Source organism: Pseudomonas sp., from assembly GCF_049300855.1.
In the GTDB taxonomy this organism is placed as follows: Bacteria; Pseudomonadota; Gammaproteobacteria; order Pseudomonadales; family Pseudomonadaceae; genus Aquipseudomonas.
Genome location: NZ_JBAQKH010000038.1, coordinates 1 through 17,344, shown reverse-complemented (window position 1 = coordinate 17,344; position 17,344 = coordinate 1). Strand labels below are relative to the sequence as shown.

Annotated in this window: 17 protein-coding genes; 9 read left to right on the top strand and 8 right to left on the bottom strand. The window is 57.1% G+C overall.

Annotated features, from left to right (window positions below):
• The 4 genes from WA225_RS20255 to WA225_RS20240 are packed head-to-tail and all read right to left on the bottom strand — an operon-like array spanning position 1 to position 3,799.
• The gene (locus WA225_RS20255; protein WP_008084477.1) at positions 1 to 648 is read right to left on the bottom strand and encodes a CpsD/CapB family tyrosine-protein kinase; all 648 of its coding nucleotides are present in this window, start codon (positions 646 to 648) and stop codon (positions 1 to 3) included.
• Positions 648 to 1,394 (bottom strand): sugar transferase, encoded by a 747-nt coding sequence (locus WA225_RS20250; RefSeq protein ID WP_064120075.1) that lies wholly within the window; start codon positions 1,392 to 1,394, stop codon positions 648 to 650. The genes WA225_RS20255 and WA225_RS20250 overlap by 1 nt, the downstream gene beginning before the upstream one ends.
• 18 nt (positions 1,395 to 1,412) lie before the next feature.
• Positions 1,413 to 2,450: an NAD-dependent epimerase gene (locus tag WA225_RS20245; RefSeq protein WP_422609307.1), complete on the bottom strand. Its 1,038-nt coding sequence runs from the start codon at positions 2,448 to 2,450 to the stop codon at positions 1,413 to 1,415.
• Positions 2,447 to 3,799: a UDP-glucose dehydrogenase family protein gene (locus tag WA225_RS20240; protein WP_422609306.1), complete on the bottom strand. Its 1,353-nt coding sequence runs from the start codon at positions 3,797 to 3,799 to the stop codon at positions 2,447 to 2,449. The genes WA225_RS20245 and WA225_RS20240 overlap by 4 nt, the downstream gene beginning before the upstream one ends.
• A gap of 391 nt (positions 3,800 to 4,190) precedes the next feature.
• Between WA225_RS20240 and WA225_RS20235 the strand changes: the two genes are divergently transcribed.
• From WA225_RS20235 to WA225_RS20205, 7 genes are all read left to right on the top strand, one after another.
• Entirely contained in the window at positions 4,191 to 5,888 is a 1,698-nt protein-coding gene (locus WA225_RS20235; RefSeq protein ID WP_422609305.1) for a sulfatase-like hydrolase/transferase, read from the top strand.
• A 198-nt stretch (positions 5,889 to 6,086) separates the two neighbouring features.
• Entirely contained in the window at positions 6,087 to 6,740 is a 654-nt protein-coding gene (locus tag WA225_RS20230) for an ABC transporter ATP-binding protein (RefSeq protein WP_422609304.1), read from the top strand.
• On the top strand, positions 6,737 to 9,208 hold the full coding sequence (locus WA225_RS20225) for an FtsX-like permease family protein (RefSeq protein WP_422609303.1): 2,472 nt from the start codon (positions 6,737 to 6,739) through the stop codon (positions 9,206 to 9,208). Before WA225_RS20230 ends, WA225_RS20225 begins: the two co-directional genes overlap by 4 nt.
• Positions 9,198 to 10,265, top strand: coding sequence for a lipocalin-like domain-containing protein (locus WA225_RS20220; protein WP_422609302.1), 1,068 nt, complete (start codon positions 9,198 to 9,200; stop codon positions 10,263 to 10,265). Before WA225_RS20225 ends, WA225_RS20220 begins: the two co-directional genes overlap by 11 nt.
• A gap of 134 nt (positions 10,266 to 10,399) precedes the next feature.
• Complete coding sequence (locus tag WA225_RS20215) at positions 10,400 to 10,642, top strand: hypothetical protein (RefSeq protein ID WP_150693427.1); 243 nt, start codon at positions 10,400 to 10,402, stop codon at positions 10,640 to 10,642.
• An 11-nt stretch (positions 10,643 to 10,653) separates the two neighbouring features.
• A complete protein-coding gene (locus WA225_RS20210; RefSeq protein WP_422609301.1) occupies positions 10,654 to 10,881 on the top strand; it encodes a hypothetical protein in 228 nt (75 codons plus the stop codon).
• A gap of 85 nt (positions 10,882 to 10,966) precedes the next feature.
• Positions 10,967 to 11,551 (top strand): hypothetical protein, encoded by a 585-nt coding sequence (locus WA225_RS20205; protein ID WP_422609300.1) that lies wholly within the window; start codon positions 10,967 to 10,969, stop codon positions 11,549 to 11,551.
• 331 nt (positions 11,552 to 11,882) lie between these two features.
• Here the strand turns inward: WA225_RS20205 and WA225_RS20200 are convergent, their stop codons facing one another.
• Positions 11,883 to 12,710: a glycosyltransferase family 2 protein gene (locus WA225_RS20200; RefSeq protein WP_422609299.1), complete on the bottom strand. Its 828-nt coding sequence runs from the start codon at positions 12,708 to 12,710 to the stop codon at positions 11,883 to 11,885.
• 231 nt (positions 12,711 to 12,941) lie between these two features.
• Here WA225_RS20200 and WA225_RS20195 point away from each other — a divergent pair, with 231 nt between their 5' ends.
• Both WA225_RS20195 and WA225_RS20190 read left to right on the top strand, forming a co-directional pair.
• Entirely contained in the window at positions 12,942 to 13,760 is an 819-nt protein-coding gene (locus WA225_RS20195) for a VanW family protein (RefSeq protein ID WP_422609298.1), read from the top strand.
• Positions 13,761 to 13,810: 50 nt separating this feature from the next.
• Positions 13,811 to 14,785 (top strand): tetratricopeptide repeat protein, encoded by a 975-nt coding sequence (locus WA225_RS20190; protein WP_422609297.1) that lies wholly within the window; start codon positions 13,811 to 13,813, stop codon positions 14,783 to 14,785.
• 70 nt (positions 14,786 to 14,855) lie between these two features.
• On the opposite strand, the gene WA225_RS20185 is transcribed toward WA225_RS20190, so the two are convergent.
• From WA225_RS20185 to WA225_RS20175, 3 genes are all read right to left on the bottom strand, one after another.
• Positions 14,856 to 15,881 (bottom strand): hypothetical protein, encoded by a 1,026-nt coding sequence (locus WA225_RS20185; RefSeq protein WP_034152551.1) that lies wholly within the window; start codon positions 15,879 to 15,881, stop codon positions 14,856 to 14,858.
• 124 nt (positions 15,882 to 16,005) lie between these two features.
• Positions 16,006 to 16,380, bottom strand: coding sequence for an SMI1/KNR4 family protein (locus tag WA225_RS20180; protein ID WP_422609296.1), 375 nt, complete (start codon positions 16,378 to 16,380; stop codon positions 16,006 to 16,008).
• 103 nt (positions 16,381 to 16,483) lie between these two features.
• Positions 16,484 to 16,771 (bottom strand): barstar family protein, encoded by a 288-nt coding sequence (locus tag WA225_RS20175; protein WP_422609295.1) that lies wholly within the window; start codon positions 16,769 to 16,771, stop codon positions 16,484 to 16,486.
• Positions 16,772 to 17,344: the final 573 nt, after the last annotated feature.

The window sequence follows — 17,344 nt, the reverse complement described above, 5'->3', positions numbered from 1 at the left end:
TTAGAGGTTTTTGTAAAGCCATTTGGGCATGTAGTACTTGCGCCGGTTGAACACGCTGCCGACCACTTTCGCGCCAGCCTGAGTCAGGCGTTGCACGGCGGCCTGGGCGACTTCCCAGCGGGTGTCTTCGGCGCGCACGACAAACACCACGCCATCGACCTGAGTACTGATGACCAACGTGTCGGCGGCGGAGTACACCGCATCGCCGTCGATCACCACGAAGCGGTACTGGCTGCCCAATTGATCGAGCAACGGGCTCAGGCGCTCGGCGGTCAGGTGTTCCATGGTGCGGATCGGCCGGCCATTGGGCAGCACGTGGAAGGGCAGGCTCGACACCTGCACCACGCAGTCCTGCAACAGCGGCGGGTTGTCCGGGTTGAACAGCAGGTCGCGCAGGCCGCGCTCCTTGCTCAGGTTCAGTTGCTGAGTGAGGTTGCTCGCCGATTGGCTGGCGTCGACCAGCAACACCTGGCCGCTGCTCATTTGTGCCAGTTGGCTGGCCAGCGCCAACGCACTGGTGGTGGTGCCCGCGCCGGGGTTGGCGGCGGTCAGGAACAGGATCCGCAGATCAAGATCCAGCACGGTCGAGGTCAGGTTCGATTCGCTGGGGTTGGCAATGCTCAGGCTTTTGTTGGTTGAACCGTCCATTAGCTTGCTCCGTGGCCGCTGAATACTTTGAAGGGGGTTTTCAACAGAATCTTCAGATCAAGCAAAAGGCTCTGCTCGGCGATGTAGCTGAGGTCCAACTCAACGCGCTGGTCGAAGTCGATATTGCTGCGCCCGGAGATCTGCCAGAGGCCGGTCATGCCGGGGTAGATCGCCAGACGGGCGAGGTGACTGTCCTTGTAGCGGTAGGCGTTGAACGAGGTCGGACGCGGGCCGACCAGGCGCATGTCGCCGGTCACTACATTGATCAGGTTGGGCAGTTCATCGAGGCTGGTACGCCGCAGAAAACCGCCGATGCCGGTGATGCGTGGGTCCTGGTCAATCTTGAAGTCGATGGCGTCGGCACCGTGCTTGTTGAGGTGGCGCAGCGACTCTTTCAATTCTTCGGCGTTGGCGACCATGGTGCGGAATTTGTACATGCCGAACTTGCGACCGCGATAACCGGTGCGTTTCTGCACGAACATCACCGGGCCTTTGCTGGTGAACTTGATGGTCAGCGCGAGGCCGATCAGCAGCGGCGAAATCAGCAGCAGAATGGTCAGCGCACCGAGGCAGGCGACCACACGATTAGTGCGCGACAGTTGCCATGGGCGACCACCATCGCGGCCGGTGAACCAACCGCGACCCTGGCGGTGAATCGCCGCGTCGAGGCGCATTCGCTGTTCCGGATCCATGCGCTTGTCACGCTGCAATTGTTGGATCGGCACACCTTTTTCATGTCCAGTCATAGAGTCCTCCGCTGATGTTCAGCCGCGAGCGGCGCGTGGGCGATAGGCAGTGGGGTAGTAGTCGCGGAACCAGGCGATGAACCGCCCGAGGCCCTCATCCAGCTCTATCCGGGGCTGAAATCCGGTGGCCTGGACCAGGTCGTCGGTCTCGGCACAGGTGTTGAGCACATCGCCCGGTTGCAGGGGCAAGAGCTCGACAATGGCTTTCTGACCGAGGTGTTTCTCCATCAGGGCCAGATAGGTTTTCAGTTCCACCGGGTGGTGGCCGCCAATGTTGAACAGGCGCCACGGCGCCATGCTGGTGCCGGCATCCGGGTGTTCACGATCCCACTCCGGGTGGGCATGCGGCGGGTGATCGGTGAGCCGGGCGATGCTCTCGATGATGTCGTCGATGTAGGTGAAGTCGCGCTGGTGTTCGCCGTAATTGAACAGTTTCAGCGGCGTGCCGTCGCTGATCGCTCGGGCGAACTGGATGGGCGACATATCCGGCCGGCCCCACGGCCCGTACACGGTGAAAAAGCGCAACCCGGTGCTGGGAATGTCGAACAGATGGCTGTAGCTGTGCGCCATCAATTCATTGGCTTTTTTAGTCGCGGCGTACAGCGACAGCGGGTGATTGACGCCGTCCTTCACCGAATAAGGCGTGTGCTGGTTGGCGCCGTACACCGAACTCGACGAGGCGTAGATCAGATGTTCGACCGGGTGATGCCGGCAGTTCTCGAGAATATTCAGGAAACCATTGAGGTTGCTGTCCAGATACGCCCGTGGATTGTCCAGCGAGTAACGCACCCCGGCTTGCGCGGCGAGGTGAATCACCACTTGTGGGCGTTCGCGGACGAACAGCGCTTCGATGGCCGAGGCATCGGCCAGGTCAACCGTGGCGAGCTGGAAATCGCCGACCTGCTCGCGCACCCATTGCACGCGGTCGTGCTTGAGTTGCGGGTCGTAGTAGGCGTTGAAATTGTCCAGGCCGACCACCGAGTGCCCGTCGCGCATCAGCCGCAACACGCAATGGGCACCAATGAAACCGGCCGCACCGGTGACCAGAATCTTCATGGCCGCGCCCCGTCGGGGGCGATGTGGCGCAGGCCAATGCCGCTGTAGTGCAGGCCGGCAGCAGCCACTTGCTCCGGGTTGTACAGGTTGCGGCCGTCGATGATTACCTTCGAACGGAGTTTTTCGGCGAGCAGTTCGAAATCGACCACGCGGAAGTTTTTCCACTCGGTGCAGATCACCAGGGCATCGGCGTCTTCCAGGGTGTCGTCGCGGGTGGCGCACAGGTGCAGATCGTTGCGGTAACCGTAAAGGCGCCGGCATTCGGACATGGCTTCCGGGTCGTAGGCCTGCACGCTGGCGCCTTCGGCCCACAGCGCATCCATCAGATAACGGCTCGGTGCTTCGCGCATGTCATCGGTGTTCGGTTTGAACGCCAGGCCCCAGATGGCAATGGACTTGCCGGCCAGGCCTTGGGGGAATTGCGCTTTCAGTTTGCTGAACAGGATGTGCCGCTGCAGGTCGTTGACGTCGGTGACGCTGCGCAGCAATTTCAACGGCATGCCGTTGTGTTCGGCGGTGTGCAGCAGGGCGCGCAGATCCTTGGGAAAGCACGAGCCACCGAAGCCGCAGCCCGGATAGATGAAGTGGTAACCAATGCGCGGGTCGGAGCCGATGCCTTTGCGCACCGCTTCGATGTCGGCGCCGAGCAGTTCGGTGAGGTTGGCCAGCTCGTTCATGAAACTGATGCGGGTGGCGAGCATCGCGTTGGCGGCGTACTTGGTCAGTTCGGCGCTGCGGTTGTCCATGAACATCAGTTTTTCGTGGTTACGGCAGAACGGCGCGTACAACTCAGTCATCTGCTCGCGGGCGGCGTCATCGCGGGTGCCGACGATGATCCGGTCGGGACGCATGCAATCGGCGAGGGCGCTGCCTTCCTTGAGGAATTCCGGGTTGGAGACCACACGCACGGTCAGACCGGTTTTGTCGCGGCGCTGCAATTCGCTGTTGGCGGTGGCCAGCACTTGATCCGCCGTGCCGACCGGCACTGTGGATTTGATGATCAGGGTGCGATCGGCCTCCATGTGCGAGGCGATTTGCCGGGCAACGTTGAGCACGTGGCTGAGGTCGGCCGAGCCGTCTTCATCGGCCGGGGTGCCGACGGCGATGAAGATCAGCTCGGCGTGCTCGACCGCATCGCTGGCCTGGGTGCTGAACAGCAGACGGCCGGCCTTGATGTTCTCCTCAAGAGTGCTGGACAAACCTGGCTCGCTAATAGGCGGCACCGCTTGTTGCAGTTGTTTAATCTTGTTCGGGTCAATATCGACGCACAAAACCCGATGACCGACATCTGCAAGTGCGGCGGCTTGAATAAGTCCAACATAGCCCGTGCCAAATACGCTCACGTCCATTTGCGCACCCTCGATAGAGCGAAAAGAAGAAGTTCAAAATGAGACTGTCAAAAGGGGTATAGCGCAGGGTTTGAAAAGCGTGTCAGCAAAATGACATGTTGCACCTGTATAACAGCCCCATTTTTGGGGGCGATTGGCCATCAAGTGCTTGCTATTGCTGGATTTGTCCCGTCCTTGACGCTTTTTTCACAATCCAAAGAAAACGATGGACGGTCGGAAGCCGCGAATTTAAAGGCTTTCAGCAACTTGAGTGTGTCAGATTTGAGTCATCGGTTTTTTGACGCTTTGTAAGAAAGTCAGCCATTTCTTGCGCTTTGATGGCCGGGTGCTAGTGTCAGATTTTGACCGACAAACGATTGACTCAACGCCGTTTGGCGCGACCGGAATTGCCATGTTTCGATATTTGAAAGAACTGCTTTTAATTGTTTATTTGCTGCTTTATTCCGAATATTACATTGAGCGGTTAAATGCTATCGGGCTCGGTTTTGCTGTACTTCTTTTTGGCGCGATGTTTTTGGCGCTAACTTTAGCGTTATATCTAACGGCCTATATAAGGCACAGCCTCATCCGACATTTGTTCGCATTGGCGATGTTCGCTTCGGCGGTGTTTTTTGACGTGTACACCCGCGTCACCGCGGATTACCTGAGCTACAGCAGTTTTGTCTCGCTGGTGTATTCCGGCGGGTTCATTCAGGAAGCGGCGTACCAATATCGGGACGCGATCCTGCAGGGCGCCTTCAGCGGTTTGCTGTTGTTGTTCGGCATCGGTCTCAAACCCCGGCATTCGCTAATCGTGCCGAACGCCTTGCGGGTGGCGGCGCCTTTTGCTGGCGTGCTGCTGCTCAGTGCCGTGCTGTTTTTACGCGCGGGCGAGGGCGCCCGTGGTTTGCCGATCATGTACACGCCGCTGGCCTACCTGAACCTGTTTGCCTATGAAGCACTGCAAAACACTGTCGGCCCGCGTGAACCGGTGACACTGGCGCGCAGCTCGCAAGCTGTCGGCCATGACATCGTGCTGATCATCGACGAAAGCATTTCCGGCAATTATCTGGACATCAACGCGCCGTTCGGTGTGCACAGCAACCTCAAGCAAGCGCACCCCGGCGTCGACATCTTCAATTACGGCTACGCCGCCTCCATTGCCAATTGCAGCGCCGACACCAACGTGACCCTGCGTTACGGCGGCACGCGCGCCGACTACATGCGCATCAACAGCACACTGCCGTCGATCTGGCAGTACGCGAAAAAGGCCGGGCTGCGCACGGTGTACATCGACGCCCAGCGCACCGGCGGCAATCTGCAGAACCTGATGACCGACACCGAGAAGAAGGACATCGACCAGTTCGTGCAATTCGACCAGACCAGCGTGCGCGACCGCGACATGGCGGCCGCGGCGAAGCTGATCGAGTTGCTCAACGATGACACGCCGGAGTTAGTGGTGATCAACAAGGTCGGCGCGCATTTCCCGGTGCACGACAAATACCCGGACGCGTTCATGGCGTACCGCCCGACCTTGCCACGCGGGCAGTTCACCGAGGTGGCGGACACCGGCGAGCGCACCGGTTTCAACGGCCAGCCAGATGACTGGCTGCTGTACCGCAACGCCTACAAAAACACAGTGCTGTGGAACGTCGGCGAGTTTTTCGCGCGGGTGTTCGCCCAGGGCAATCTGAACAATGCGTTGCTGATCTACACCTCTGATCATGGCCAGGATTTGCATGAGCGCGGTAATCCGGGATTGAACACCCATTGCGGTGGCGATCCGGTGGAAGAGGAGGGGTTGGTGCCGTTGGTGGTGATTTCCGGCAGTGATCTGAAGACGCTGGACTGGCAGGCGCAACTGGCGACCAACAAGGATCGCTCCAGCCACTACAACATCTTCCCGACGCTGTTGCAGTTGATGGGTTATGACCTGCCGGGGATCGAGGCGCTGTATGGCAAGCCGCTGACGGTGCCGACGGCGGATGAATTCACCTTCAACTACCGCTTCAATGCACGGCTGGGGGCCAAGCCTGAGTGGAAGCATATTGATCTGGGCAGCATTGTCACGCCGGCGCAGGCGCCCACCAGCGTGGCGGCGGGGCAGTGATTTTCGCGTTGGTCTGCTGGCCTCATCGCTGGCAAGCCAGCTCCCACAGGGATTGAGGTTGTTCACAAATATTGAATTCACCTTAAAACACTGTGGGAGCTGGCTTGCCAGCGATGAGGCCGTTGTGTTCACCGCAAGATTCTGAGCTGTCATCGGCATCCGCTATCCTTGCCCCACACTGACCGATCAGGTGGCGGCATGCTTTACGTTGAAAACGTCTTCAAAAGTTATCTCACCCCTCAAGGCGCATTGCCGGTGCTGCAAGGCGTCGACCTGACGCTGGAAGCGGGCAGCAGCTTGGCGCTGATGGGCGAATCCGGCAGCGGCAAAAGCACATTGCTGCACCTGGTGGCCGGTCTCGACAAAGTCGACAGCGGCAGCATTCGCAGCGGCGAACATCGGCTGGAGGCGATGAACGAAGCGCAACTGGCGAATTGGCGGCGCACAGAAATCGGCCTGGTGTTTCAGCAGTTCAACCTGATCGGCAGTTTGCGCGTCGAGGACAATCTGGCCTTTCAGGCGCGCCTGGCCGGGCGCCATGAGCCGCGTTGGCAGGCGCATCTGGTGCAGCGTCTGGGCCTCGGCGATTTGCTCAAGCGTTATCCCGAGCAGCTTTCCGGCGGCCAACAACAGCGGGTTGCACTGGGCCGGGCGCTGGCCTCGCAGCCGAAATTGCTGCTCGCCGATGAGCCCACCGGCAGCCTCGATGAAGCGACCAGTGATGAAGTGCTGCGCTTGTTGCTGGAATTGCTCGATGACACGCCGACCACTTTGTTGATGGTCACCCACAGCCAACGCGTTGCGGCGCGTTTGGCCCAGCGCGTGGTGTTGTCCAACGGGCGGCTGACGTGATCGTCTTTCAGCAAACGTTACGCGCGCTGCTCAGCCATTGGCGGCGCCATCCGGTGCAGTTTTTCAGTGTGCTGACCGGGCTGTGGCTGGCGACCAGTCTGCTCACCGGCGTCGAAGCGTTGAACAGTCAGGCGCGTGACAGCTATGCACGGGCCAGCCAGTTGATCGGCGGTGAACCGCAGGCCAGCCTCAGCACGCCGAATGGCGCGACATTCGCGCAACAATGGTTCGTGGATCTGCGCCGACAGGGTTGGCCGGTGTCGCCGCTGTTGCAGGGGCGCTTGTTGCTCAAAGGTCAGGACAATCAGCGATTGCAACTGATGGGCATCGAGCCGGTGTCGTTGCCGGCGGACTCTGCGGTGGCCGGGCAGACACTGCCGATCGAGCGCGTCGTCTCGTTATTCACGCCGCCGGGAAGTACCTGGATTTCTCCAGATACCCTGCACGCGCTGAATCTGCGCGAAGGTGACACGCCGCCAACGCTCAACGGCATGAAACTGCCACCGTTGCTCGCACAAAAGGACATGGCACCGGGCATGCTCTTGGTGGACATCGGCGTCGCACAAACCCTGCTCGAACAACCGGGACAGTTGTCGCGGCTGTTGCTGCCCAAGGATTTTAACGCGCAGTTGCCGGCCTCTTTCAAAGGTCAGTTGCAGCTAAAAAGCAGCGGTGAGGAAAACAATCTGGCGCGACTGACCGAGAGTTTTCACCTCAATCTGGACGCCTTGGGTTTTCTCTCGTTTCTGGTCGGTCTGTTCATCGTTCACGCAGCCATTGGTCTGGCGCTGGAGCAACGGCGCGGTTTGTTGCGCACCCTGCGCGCCTGCGGAGTCAGCGCACGAATGCTGATCGCTTGTCTGGTGGTAGAACTGGGGGTGTTGGCGCTGATCGGTGGGTTGTTCGGTGTGCTCAGCGGCTACTGGCTGGCGAGTGTGTTGCTACCGGATGTCGCCGCCAGCCTGCGTGGCTTATATGGCGCGGAAGTGGCGGGGCAGTTGCGTCTGAGCCCTTGGTGGTGGTTCAGCGGCATCGGTCTGAGCCTGCTCGGCGCTTTGCTCGCCGGGGCCAACAGCCTGTTGCGTGCCGCCCGTTTGCCGTTACTGGCGGTGGCCGATCCGCAAGCCTGGCATCAGCAATATGCGCGTTGGCTGCGGCGTCAGGCTTGGCTGGCCGCAGCGTTGGGGTTGATTGCACTGGTGGCGTTGATCTGGGGCGACAGTCTGGCCAGCGGTTTTGTCTTGATGGCCGGGCTGCTACTCGGCGCGGCACTGGCGCTGCCGGTGTTGCTCAGCGCGCTCCTCAATCAACTGCTCGGGCGCAGTCGTTCGGTGCTCGGTCAATGGTTTCTCGCCGACTGCCGCCAGCAATTGCCGGCGCTGAGTCTGGCCTTGATGGCGTTGCTGTTGGCGCTCGCTGCCAACATCGGCGCAGGCAGCATGACCGCCGGTTTCCGCCAGACCTTCACCGATTGGCTGGAGCAACGCCTGAGCGCCGAGTTGTATATCAATCCGAGCAATCCGGCGCAGTCGCGGGAAATGTACAGTTGGCTCAGGCAGCAGCCGAAGGTCACGGCAGTGCTGCCCAACTGGCAGGTCGCCGTGACGTTGCAGGGTTGGCCGGCGGAAGTGTTCGGCATCATCGATCACGCGCATTATCGCCAGCACTGGCCGTTTCTTGATGCGATTGGCGGCGACCCGTGGGCGCATCTGGCGACGGACGATGCGGTGATGCTCAGTGAACAACTGGCCCGGCGCCTGAAACTGCACGCGGGCGAACACCTGGCGATTCCCACGCCAAACGGCACGTGGTCGCCGCGCATCGTCGGCATCTACGCCGACTACGGCAATCCCAAGGGGCACTTGCTGGTCAACATCAATCACCTGCTGCGCGGCTGGCCGCAATTGACGCCGAACCGTTTCAATCTGCGTATTGAACCGCAGGATATTCCGGGGTTGTTAAGCGCATTGCAGACGCGTTTTCAACTCGATGACAGCCGCATCGTCGATCAGGCGCGGCTCAAGGGTTGGTCGGTGCAAGTGTTCGAACGGACTTTTGCGGCGACGGCTGCGTTGAACAGCCTGACCCTGGCCGTCGCCGGTGTGGCGCTGTTTATCAGCCTGTTGACGCAAAGCCAGAGTCGCCTCGGCCAGCTCGCGCCGTTGTGGGCACTGGGCGTGACGCGACGGCAGTTGATGCTGCTCAATCTCGGTCAGACCTGGTTGTTGGCGGTGCTGACGCTGGTGCTGGCGTTGCCACTGGGCATCGCGCTGGCGTGGTGCCTGGACGCGGTGATCAATGTGCAGGCGTTTGGCTGGCGGCTGCCATTGCGGGTATTCCCGTGGCAATTGCTGCAGTTGATGGGATTGGCGTTGCTGGCGACGTTACTGGCTTCGGCCTGGCCGCTGTACTCGCTGTACCGCACGCAACCGGCGGACTTGCTGAGGACGTTTGCCCATGAGGATTAATTTCGTTGTGCTCATGGTCTTGTTGCTGCTCGGTGGTTGCGATCAATCGGCTCCGGAGCAGAAAGGCTTCGCCGGGATGGGCGATCAGGCGTTGGCGTTTACGCCGGTGGTGCCGGGCCGGGTGTTCAGTTTTCCCGCAGATCACGGGGCGCATGAAGGGTTTCGCATTGAGTGGTGGTACGTCACCGCCAATCTCAAGGATCAGCAGGGCAATCAGTTTGGCGTGCAATGGACCTTGTTTCGCAGCGCTTTGAAACCTGTGGCGGAGACTGCGGGGTGGGGCAATCAGACGATTTGGCTGGGACATGCAGCGGTGACTTCCAGCACGGTGCATCACGCTGCTGAACGCTATGCGCGCGGCGGAGTGGGGCAGGCGGGTGTGCGGCTGGCGCCGTTCGAGGCGTGGATCGACGATTGGCGGTTTGCCAGTCAGGCGCAGGACCCCTTGAGCGATCTGCAACTCAGCGCGCGCGACAAGGATTTCGCCTATCAACTGCACCTCACTTCCAGTCGCCCGTTGGTGTTGCAAGGCGACAAGGGTTTCAGTCAGAAATCCGAACAAGGCCAGGCGTCGTATTACTACAGCCAGCCGTTTTTTCAGGCCAGCGGCACCTTGCAGATCGATGGCCAGAGCTTCACCGTCAGCGGCCCCGCGTGGCTTGATCGCGAATGGAGCAGCCAGCCGCTGACCGCCAATCAAACCGGTTGGGACTGGTTTTCCCTGCACCTGGACAGCGGCGAACACGTGATGCTTTACCGTATGCGCGAGAAGGACGGCGCGCCGTATCTGACCGGCACCTGGATCGCTGGCGACGGCCAGACGCAAACCCTGAGTAGCTCGCAGATTCAGCTCACCCCGCAAACCACTGCCAAGGTTGCAGGCAAGTCGCTGCCCGTAAAATGGTCGATCAGCATCCCCGACAAACACCTCGACATCAGCCTCGACGCGCTCAACCGCAACGCCTGGATGAATCTGCGCATTCCGTATTGGGAAGGCCCGGTACGCATCAGCGGCAGCCATCCCGGACAGGGCTATCTGGAAATGACCGGGTACTGACAGCGACCCACAAAACTCTGTGGGAGCTGGCTTGCCAGCGATGGCGCCAGTTAAGTCACCACTGATCAAACTGTCCGGAACTCTATCTCTCGCACAACCCTCTACCCAGAAACCGGCCCCTTCTGGACCCACCCATGAGCGACGACCTGCAACCCCCGGACATGACCACCTGGCAACGTCTGTTCGACGACGAAACCTACTGGCAGCAATCCCCCGACGCGCATTATTTCGATCTGCAGCGCATCGCCGACGACCTGCTCGGCCAGGGCGCCATCGATCTCGAGCAATGGCAACTCCTGCGCGCCAAGGCCGATGACCTGCACAAGGATTCCCCCGCGATCAACGTCGCCCGTGAACTCGACGACCCCGAAGCCTGAGGAGTAAACCGATGAAACCCATCAGCCAAGGCGAACACCCCGACGAACCCCGGCCACCGGGCGAAACCGAACGCGACAACGACGCCCTACGCCCAACCGATCCAAAACAGCGTGAAAACACTGGCAAAGGCACGCCCAGTGGCGAATCCACCGCGCAGGACACCGCCAGGCAGCAAACCTCGCGGTCACAAACCTCCCCGTCACAAACCTCCCCATCACAAACCAAGGCCAAGCCCTGAACAGCGTCTATGCTCAGTGGCACGCCCGGCGTCGAAGCAGCTTCAACGACGGGCGCTGCCATTCATCACAGGGAAAGTATTGCTTATGAAGCTCGACGCACTGGCCAAGGCCATCACCCTCGCAACCGTACTGTCCGCCACCAGCTTCGGCGCCCTGGCTGCCGATATTCCGCTGTCCGCCACTGTTGAAGCCGATCAGGTCACCACCAAAGTGATCTCCGTCGACGCCGCCAACCATCAGGTTGTGCTCGAAGGTGCCGAAGGCAAGCCGGTTCACGTTCAGCTCAGCGACAAGGCGAAAAACCTCGACAATCTCAAGGCCGGTGATCAGGTCAATATCCAGGTACAGCGTTCTGTCGCCGCTTACCTCGACACCGATGTGGATAAAGGTCTGCCTGGCACCACCGAACGTACCGGCGAGTTGCGTAAGGCGCCGGGCAGCGATAACCCCGGTGGCGAGGCGTACCGTCAGGTTCAGGTGCAATTGAAAATCACCAAAATTGATTTGAAGACAAATCAGGTGACCCTGCAAAACCCGGCGGGCGTGTCGAAAGTTCTCGACGTGAAAAAGCCTGAAATTCAAGCCAAACTGAAAAATCTGAAAGAAGGCCAGAGCGTTATTGTCACTTACACCGATATCTTAAAAGTGACCAGTCAACACGAAAGTTGAGTTTTAACTCTACAGAATGACTGCTCTTGTACAGTTTTTGTATTAGAGTAGTCATACTATTAGTTCGGTTTGGTTTTTTTGAAAGTTTCGCGAAAGCAATCGTCGATAAATATCTATTAACTTTTTCGTACATAATTTTTACATTGAAGAATGAGGACATAAGCGCCAACTTCTATTAAAATCCTTCCCGTTCGCCCAGTGTCAGGGCTCTTTACCGGTGCATGGATTGCCAGGCCATTACACTGGGCGAACACCTCTTCGGAGTGGTTGTATACAATTTTTGCAAACAAAAAGGGCGACTTTAAAGTCGCCCTTTTTGTTTGCCGGGAATTTAAACCGAGGCTTGCACCCCGGGCTTGCCCTGTTGCCCCTGAAGGCGCTTGAGCGTGGCCTGATACATTTTCGTCCGCCGGTGATTTTCCCCGTAGGTGCCGGCAGCGGCGACGGTTCCTGCCTGGATGTGATCCAGATAACTGAAAATCTTGCGCGGCGAAAGAAACTTGATGCCGTAGCCCATACCGGACATACGATCTTGCAGCGTGTAACCGGGCACTTGGTCATCCATGCAGAAGTGCAGACCGTGGGACTTCATCAAACGCGCATTCCACAATGTGCAGAAACTTTTCAGATGAGTTTCTTTGTATGGCCTTGGCAGTTTTGAACGCAGGCCCATACGCACTTTCGCTTTACGAACATAGTGCTTGCAGAAACGCGAAGTTAAACGCCAGGTGTCACGAACAATCCCGCGATTGAGTTGTTCGACACAACCGACAGCGGCCATGTCAGCGGTTTTCGTGCACTCGCGCATCATCATTGCAAACACCTCTTTGTCGTAGACAAAGGTATCGGTGTGCAGCAGAAACAGATAATCGGTCTCGACTTTTTCCAGCGCCAGATCCAGTGCCTTGCCATGCGCAATATGACCCGCTTCCTTGCAAGGCGACGGACGCTCGATCAAGTTGATCCAGTCCAGCGAACGCAAGTAATCGAGACTGGCATCCGCCGAATCGTTATCCACCACCCACACCGGAATGCGTTGTGCCTGGACATGCTCACGCAAAAGCTCGAGGCACATTTTGGTGATGTCCGGGGTTTTGTAATTTACCAAGACAAGGCTGAAGTTCGACGCTGGCTGGGTTGGTAAATCAAACGCTTTCATGTCGGGAGGACTCATCTGCGATTCAAGGGCAACAGGGTTTCGTGGCCGTGATCGTAGCGAGGCAACCTTAGGCGAACCTTAATTTGCGGATTGGGCGGTGGGGCAGAGTGTGTCGAAGTAAGTCTGCTGAGCCTGTCTGAAAATGACCAGGGTGCTGAAGATCATTAGCGGCTAAAATGCGCGCCCCTATTACGGTTCAAGGAAGAAACGGCGATCGCCGTTGTGTCACGGATGAAACCACTCTCCCTCTACCACCCAGCCCTCTACTGGCTGCGCGTGTGGCAAAAAAGACTGTTCCGCCAGATCGCCTGGCGCTGTTCCGGCAAGCGCTACGCACGACCCGTCGCGGCGGCCGAGCGCCTGCCCTTTCGCTACCTCAAACACACCTCGAAACTCATCCGCAAACTCGGCGACTCCGACCTCGCCCTGCAACACAACAAAATCATCAACCTCAAACTCGCCGTCGCCGCCATCGACGGCGTCATCATCGCCCCCGGCGAACACTTCTCCTTCTGCCGCCTCGTCGGCCGCCCGACTGTGAAGCGCGGCTACGTTGAAGGCATGGAACTGTCTTTCGGGGAGGCACGACGCGGGGTAGGCGGCGGCATCTGCCAACTGAGCAACCTGATTCACTGGATGGCCATTCATTCACCGCTGGTGGTGGTCGAGCGCTCCAACCACAGCTTCGACCCGTTTCCGGATGAGGGGCGGGTACTGCCGTTCGGGTCCGGGGCGGCGATTTTCTACAACTACGTTGATCTGGTGCTGCACAACCCGACGGATCGGCACTTTCAGCTGAAGTTGAACGTCGGCGAGACACAACTCGAAGGGGAGTTGTTGTGTGATCGGGTGAGGGAGTATCGCTATCACGTGTTTCAAGAGGCGCATCGGTTTGTGCGGGAGGGCGCGCGCGTGTATCGGGAAAATGAGATTTGGCGGGAAGTGCGGGAGAAGGGGCAGGTTGGGGAGTTGGTGGAGCGGGTGAGGTTGTATCGGAATCGGGTGGTGGTTAAGTACGAGGTGGACGAACAGATGTTCGAAGCGAGCTAGTTTTTGCGCAAGGTTTTCGTTGGATTTTTTTAGCCACAAGGAAGTAACAAATGATCAAACGTTTCAAAATCGTCGGTACGGCGGGCACGGTACTTTTTTCAATGTTCATCGCCTGTAATACGTGGGCACAAGCGCCGCGTGATTACTACGACGGTATGAAGGCAGGGAAGTGCGCGCCAAATTCTCAGCGGCTGCATGAACAAGCGGTCGCAGGTGATCTCGACGCGCAGACGCAGTTTGGCAAAGCCATTCAAGAGAACCTCTGCGGGGTGGTTGAGCAGTGGTCACCGGGCATGCCGGAAGCGTGGTTTCGCAAAGCTGCAGAGCAAGGTGATGCCGAAGCGCAAGTCGGATTGGCTGAGGAACTTCGTTGGGATCGAAGCGTTGAGGGTGAAGACGCAAGTGTTTACTGGGATCTGAAAGCTGCGGAGCAAGGTAACGCCAAAGCGCAGTTCAGTTTGGCGCAGATCTACCATCGCGGTGGCCGATCGATCAAAAATCTCAAGGACATGGACAAAGCATTAGCGTACTACCACCAATCCGCCGAAGGCGGATACCCCTCAGCCTACATGCTGCTGGCAAGCCTTTATGAGAAAGGGGACGGGGTTACACAGGACGATGTTGTTGCCGCTCAGTGGTATCGCAAACTGGCTGAAACCGGTGACGATTACGGACAGCTGAACCTCGCGGAGATGATTGCCGCAGGACGAGGTGTGGACAAGGATGAAGCTCTGGCATTTTCCTGGTTTGGCAAGTCGGCCGCGCTCGGCAATAAGTACGCGCAGTATGAAATGGCGCAAATGCTTGAACAGGGGCGAGGCACCGTAAAAAACCAACGTGAAGCGGCCAAGCTTTACCGCAAGTCTGCGGATGCCGATTTTGGCAACGCGCAGTTGGCGCTTGGGAAAATGTACGCACAAGGACGTGGCGGCTTACCAAAAAGTAAATCCAAGGCCGAGTACTGGATGCTCAAAGCAATTGATCGCGGTGCTCCGGGAGCTAAAGAAGAGCTGCAAAAGCTTTGATTTGCTAGGGAAGGGTATCTTGATTTGAAAGAGGGCGATCATGGGGTCGCCCTTTTTTTATTTGGATAAATCAGACTTCTTGTCGCCAAGCAGAGAGTGTGATCACTGTGCCTTCGTCTTTTCTATTACTGATTTCAATTTTGTAGGTGCCGCCACCAATATAGCCTTCGACGAGTGCCTTTCTCTGGTTGCCGCTGATTTCGGCATCCTTTGCATGCTGCTGATAGAAGTCGATGACGTCCGCGTACTCTGTAAAAGTCCGAAGAATGACTTCGAACTCATGTTGTGGACGGCCGGCTATTTTGTCCCAATCACCTTCAATCGGCGTGCCCTCCATCCCCGGCGTCGTGAAAACACCGTGGGCGCCAGCACCTATCAGGTGAGCTCGCTGCGGAAGCATCGCCAGCATGGCTTTGGGAAAGTCGGAAGGTAACTGTGCCGCTGTCCACGCTCCCTGTTCCGGTTTGGTTGCAGCGTATTCAACGCTGGCAATTTTCTGCGCGTTGGCTCGGCGTTCCGGATCATCACTTTCCGCCCATATCGCCATCATCGGAGGCAGTTGTTTACTCCAGCCGATCAAAGATTCGGCATCGGCTTGTTTAGCGCCTTGCGGTTGGAAAATGGTCAGCACGGTTTGCGGGGCATCATTACAGGTCAAAGCCTCCTCACGCGACTTGACCGTGCAGTGGCCATTGACCAGCCCGACAGCGACCAACTGGCCCTTGTCGTTAAGCAACAATGCGCCGCGCTCAAACCCATTGTTGCCATCATCCATGGCAGTAATCATTTTGCTGCCGGCAGGCACACCGTCCGCAAACGTCGACATTTCCGAATCAAGCGCTTCCAGAACTTGCTGCACAATCATTGTGTTGTCGTTGGTGTAGCTACCTGTCTGATAGCCAAAAAAATCAACCAGTGCAGAGCGCACCGCGGGATCCTGATTGAGCTTTGGCGCGCGTTCTGCGGCGGGTTCGTTTGAAAGTAACAGGGCAGTGGTGCCGTCGGGGCGTTGTTCGGAGCGAAGGGACAGTGCAGTCGCATTAAGGGAGAAGGTGAGGGCGAGGAGGATGGAAAATGGGCGATTCAGGCGTTTCAAGGCTACAGTCCTTTGATTGTTCAGTCCGGGGGAGTAGAGGTTAAACAACGAGATTTCTCAGGGGCTGCCTGCGGTTCTCTCGTTTTTTCTAAAGCAAATACCAGGCTTGTCGGGATTAAAGTTTTTAGTCCTCGTTGAGCCACTCGGCATTTTGCACCATGGCTTCTTCTAGCCACTTATCGAAGCTAGCGTAGGTGGCGTGAAGTTCCCAGCCCTCTGACGCATAAGCATGAATTATCAACACCTGGGGCTGCCCAGAAAAATCACCTCCATCAAAACACGCGATGTCATCATTCGCGTTGAATTTGGCAAATGGGATCAATGTGCGTTTTGGATAAAGCTGTTTCAGTGTTTTGTACCAGTTGTTGATTGTACCTTCGTTGTATACCAGCAGCCACCAAGGCTCGATATCTGTTTCTGGTTCAATGGATGCGAATTTTATGAAGTTCGTAGGGTATGGGTAGTCAGGCAGGTCATTGATGTTGAGATGTATTTTCATAAGTGATTAATCACGAGAAGACTACGATTAGAGCGCGAAAAGGTTTGGGTAAAACCACCTTTGGATAAAATAAAATTTGGCCTGCTCCCCGGTTATGTCTTTGCTATTTAAGTTGGTAATTGAACCTATCATTCAGTCCAAAGCTTTCATCTTGAGTTTTCACTCGATCAAGAATGATTAATATTTTTTTGTATGAGTCACCCATTAATTTTTCTGAATGTTTTGAGTTTTTCCAAATTAATTCAATTGGGCGCTCTACGTCGGTGCTGAGCAGGTCCCAAAGAGCATTAAGGTTGTTTCCGTAGTATTGGGTGACCGAAAAAGAAGATGATATCTGTTTATGGAATTCTACCTCGGTTGAGATGGATGATCCATCAAGCTGAATTATCATATTAATCTGCTTCCACTTTCAGTAGGGGGGGCGTAATGATCGCTATTGATAAAGCAGTCTGTCATATGGGCAGTATCCAGGACGGAACCACGTTTGAAACGCGAAACCGTGATCTCTTCCCAGCTCTTTCGGATCACTACAGTTTGGTGTTAGAGCCATCCTTTAATTGTGGTATTTCTAGCAAGCAAAGTGATGAATTTAAAACGGTGTCCGCACTTGTAGAGGCTTTTTACTCGTTTTAAAAACTCAGGCTTTCAGTTTTTTATTAGGTGTTATTCAGGGACGGACCACGTTAAATAGCGAGGAAGAGGAGAGTTCACAAACGGCAGATTATAGATGCAAAAAAAACTGTGGTCTGCCCCTGAGGGATCCCCACAAATCTACTCCAGGCTCTGCGCCTGATGATGCACCTCATCACGCAGAGCTTTCTCCAATGTTTCCCAGTTTCCGCTGCCTCCGAACTCTATGCATCTACACCAATACTCCAGGCCCAGTCGCCACAATGAGAGCACTCGTCGTTCTCTGAGACTGTTGCTTTGATAGCGCCGCTCAAGGTTACTTTTTCGAGCCTGA

What these genes read in the sequence shown, in the direction of transcription:
- WA225_RS20220 (WP_422609302.1), top strand. Translation starts at nt 9,198, where the DNA reads ATGAGGATTAATTTCGTTGTGCTCATGGTCTTGTTGCTGCTCGGTGGT.
- WA225_RS20205 (WP_422609300.1), top strand. Translation starts at nt 10,967, where the DNA reads ATGAAGCTCGACGCACTGGCCAAGGCCATCACCCTCGCAACCGTACTG.
- WA225_RS20190 (WP_422609297.1), top strand. Translation starts at nt 13,811, where the DNA reads ATGATCAAACGTTTCAAAATCGTCGGTACGGCGGGCACGGTACTTTTT.
- WA225_RS20230 (WP_422609304.1), top strand. Translation starts at nt 6,087, where the DNA reads ATGCTTTACGTTGAAAACGTCTTCAAAAGTTATCTCACCCCTCAAGGC.
- WA225_RS20255 (WP_008084477.1), bottom strand. Translation starts at nt 648, where the DNA reads ATGGACGGTTCAACCAACAAAAGCCTGAGCATTGCCAACCCCAGCGAA.
- WA225_RS20210 (WP_422609301.1), top strand. Translation starts at nt 10,654, where the DNA reads ATGAAACCCATCAGCCAAGGCGAACACCCCGACGAACCCCGGCCACCG.
- WA225_RS20245 (WP_422609307.1), bottom strand. Translation starts at nt 2,450, where the DNA reads ATGAAGATTCTGGTCACCGGTGCGGCCGGTTTCATTGGTGCCCATTGC.
- WA225_RS20200 (WP_422609299.1), bottom strand. Translation starts at nt 12,710, where the DNA reads ATGAAAGCGTTTGATTTACCAACCCAGCCAGCGTCGAACTTCAGCCTT.
- WA225_RS20235 (WP_422609305.1), top strand. Translation starts at nt 4,191, where the DNA reads ATGTTTCGATATTTGAAAGAACTGCTTTTAATTGTTTATTTGCTGCTT.
- WA225_RS20240 (WP_422609306.1), bottom strand. Translation starts at nt 3,799, where the DNA reads ATGGACGTGAGCGTATTTGGCACGGGCTATGTTGGACTTATTCAAGCC.
- WA225_RS20180 (WP_422609296.1), bottom strand. Translation starts at nt 16,380, where the DNA reads ATGAAAATACATCTCAACATCAATGACCTGCCTGACTACCCATACCCT.
- WA225_RS20250 (WP_064120075.1), bottom strand. Translation starts at nt 1,394, where the DNA reads ATGACTGGACATGAAAAAGGTGTGCCGATCCAACAATTGCAGCGTGAC.
- WA225_RS20195 (WP_422609298.1), top strand. Translation starts at nt 12,942, where the DNA reads ATGAAACCACTCTCCCTCTACCACCCAGCCCTCTACTGGCTGCGCGTG.
- WA225_RS20175 (WP_422609295.1), bottom strand. Translation starts at nt 16,771, where the DNA reads ATGATAATTCAGCTTGATGGATCATCCATCTCAACCGAGGTAGAATTC.
- WA225_RS20215 (WP_150693427.1), top strand. Translation starts at nt 10,400, where the DNA reads ATGAGCGACGACCTGCAACCCCCGGACATGACCACCTGGCAACGTCTG.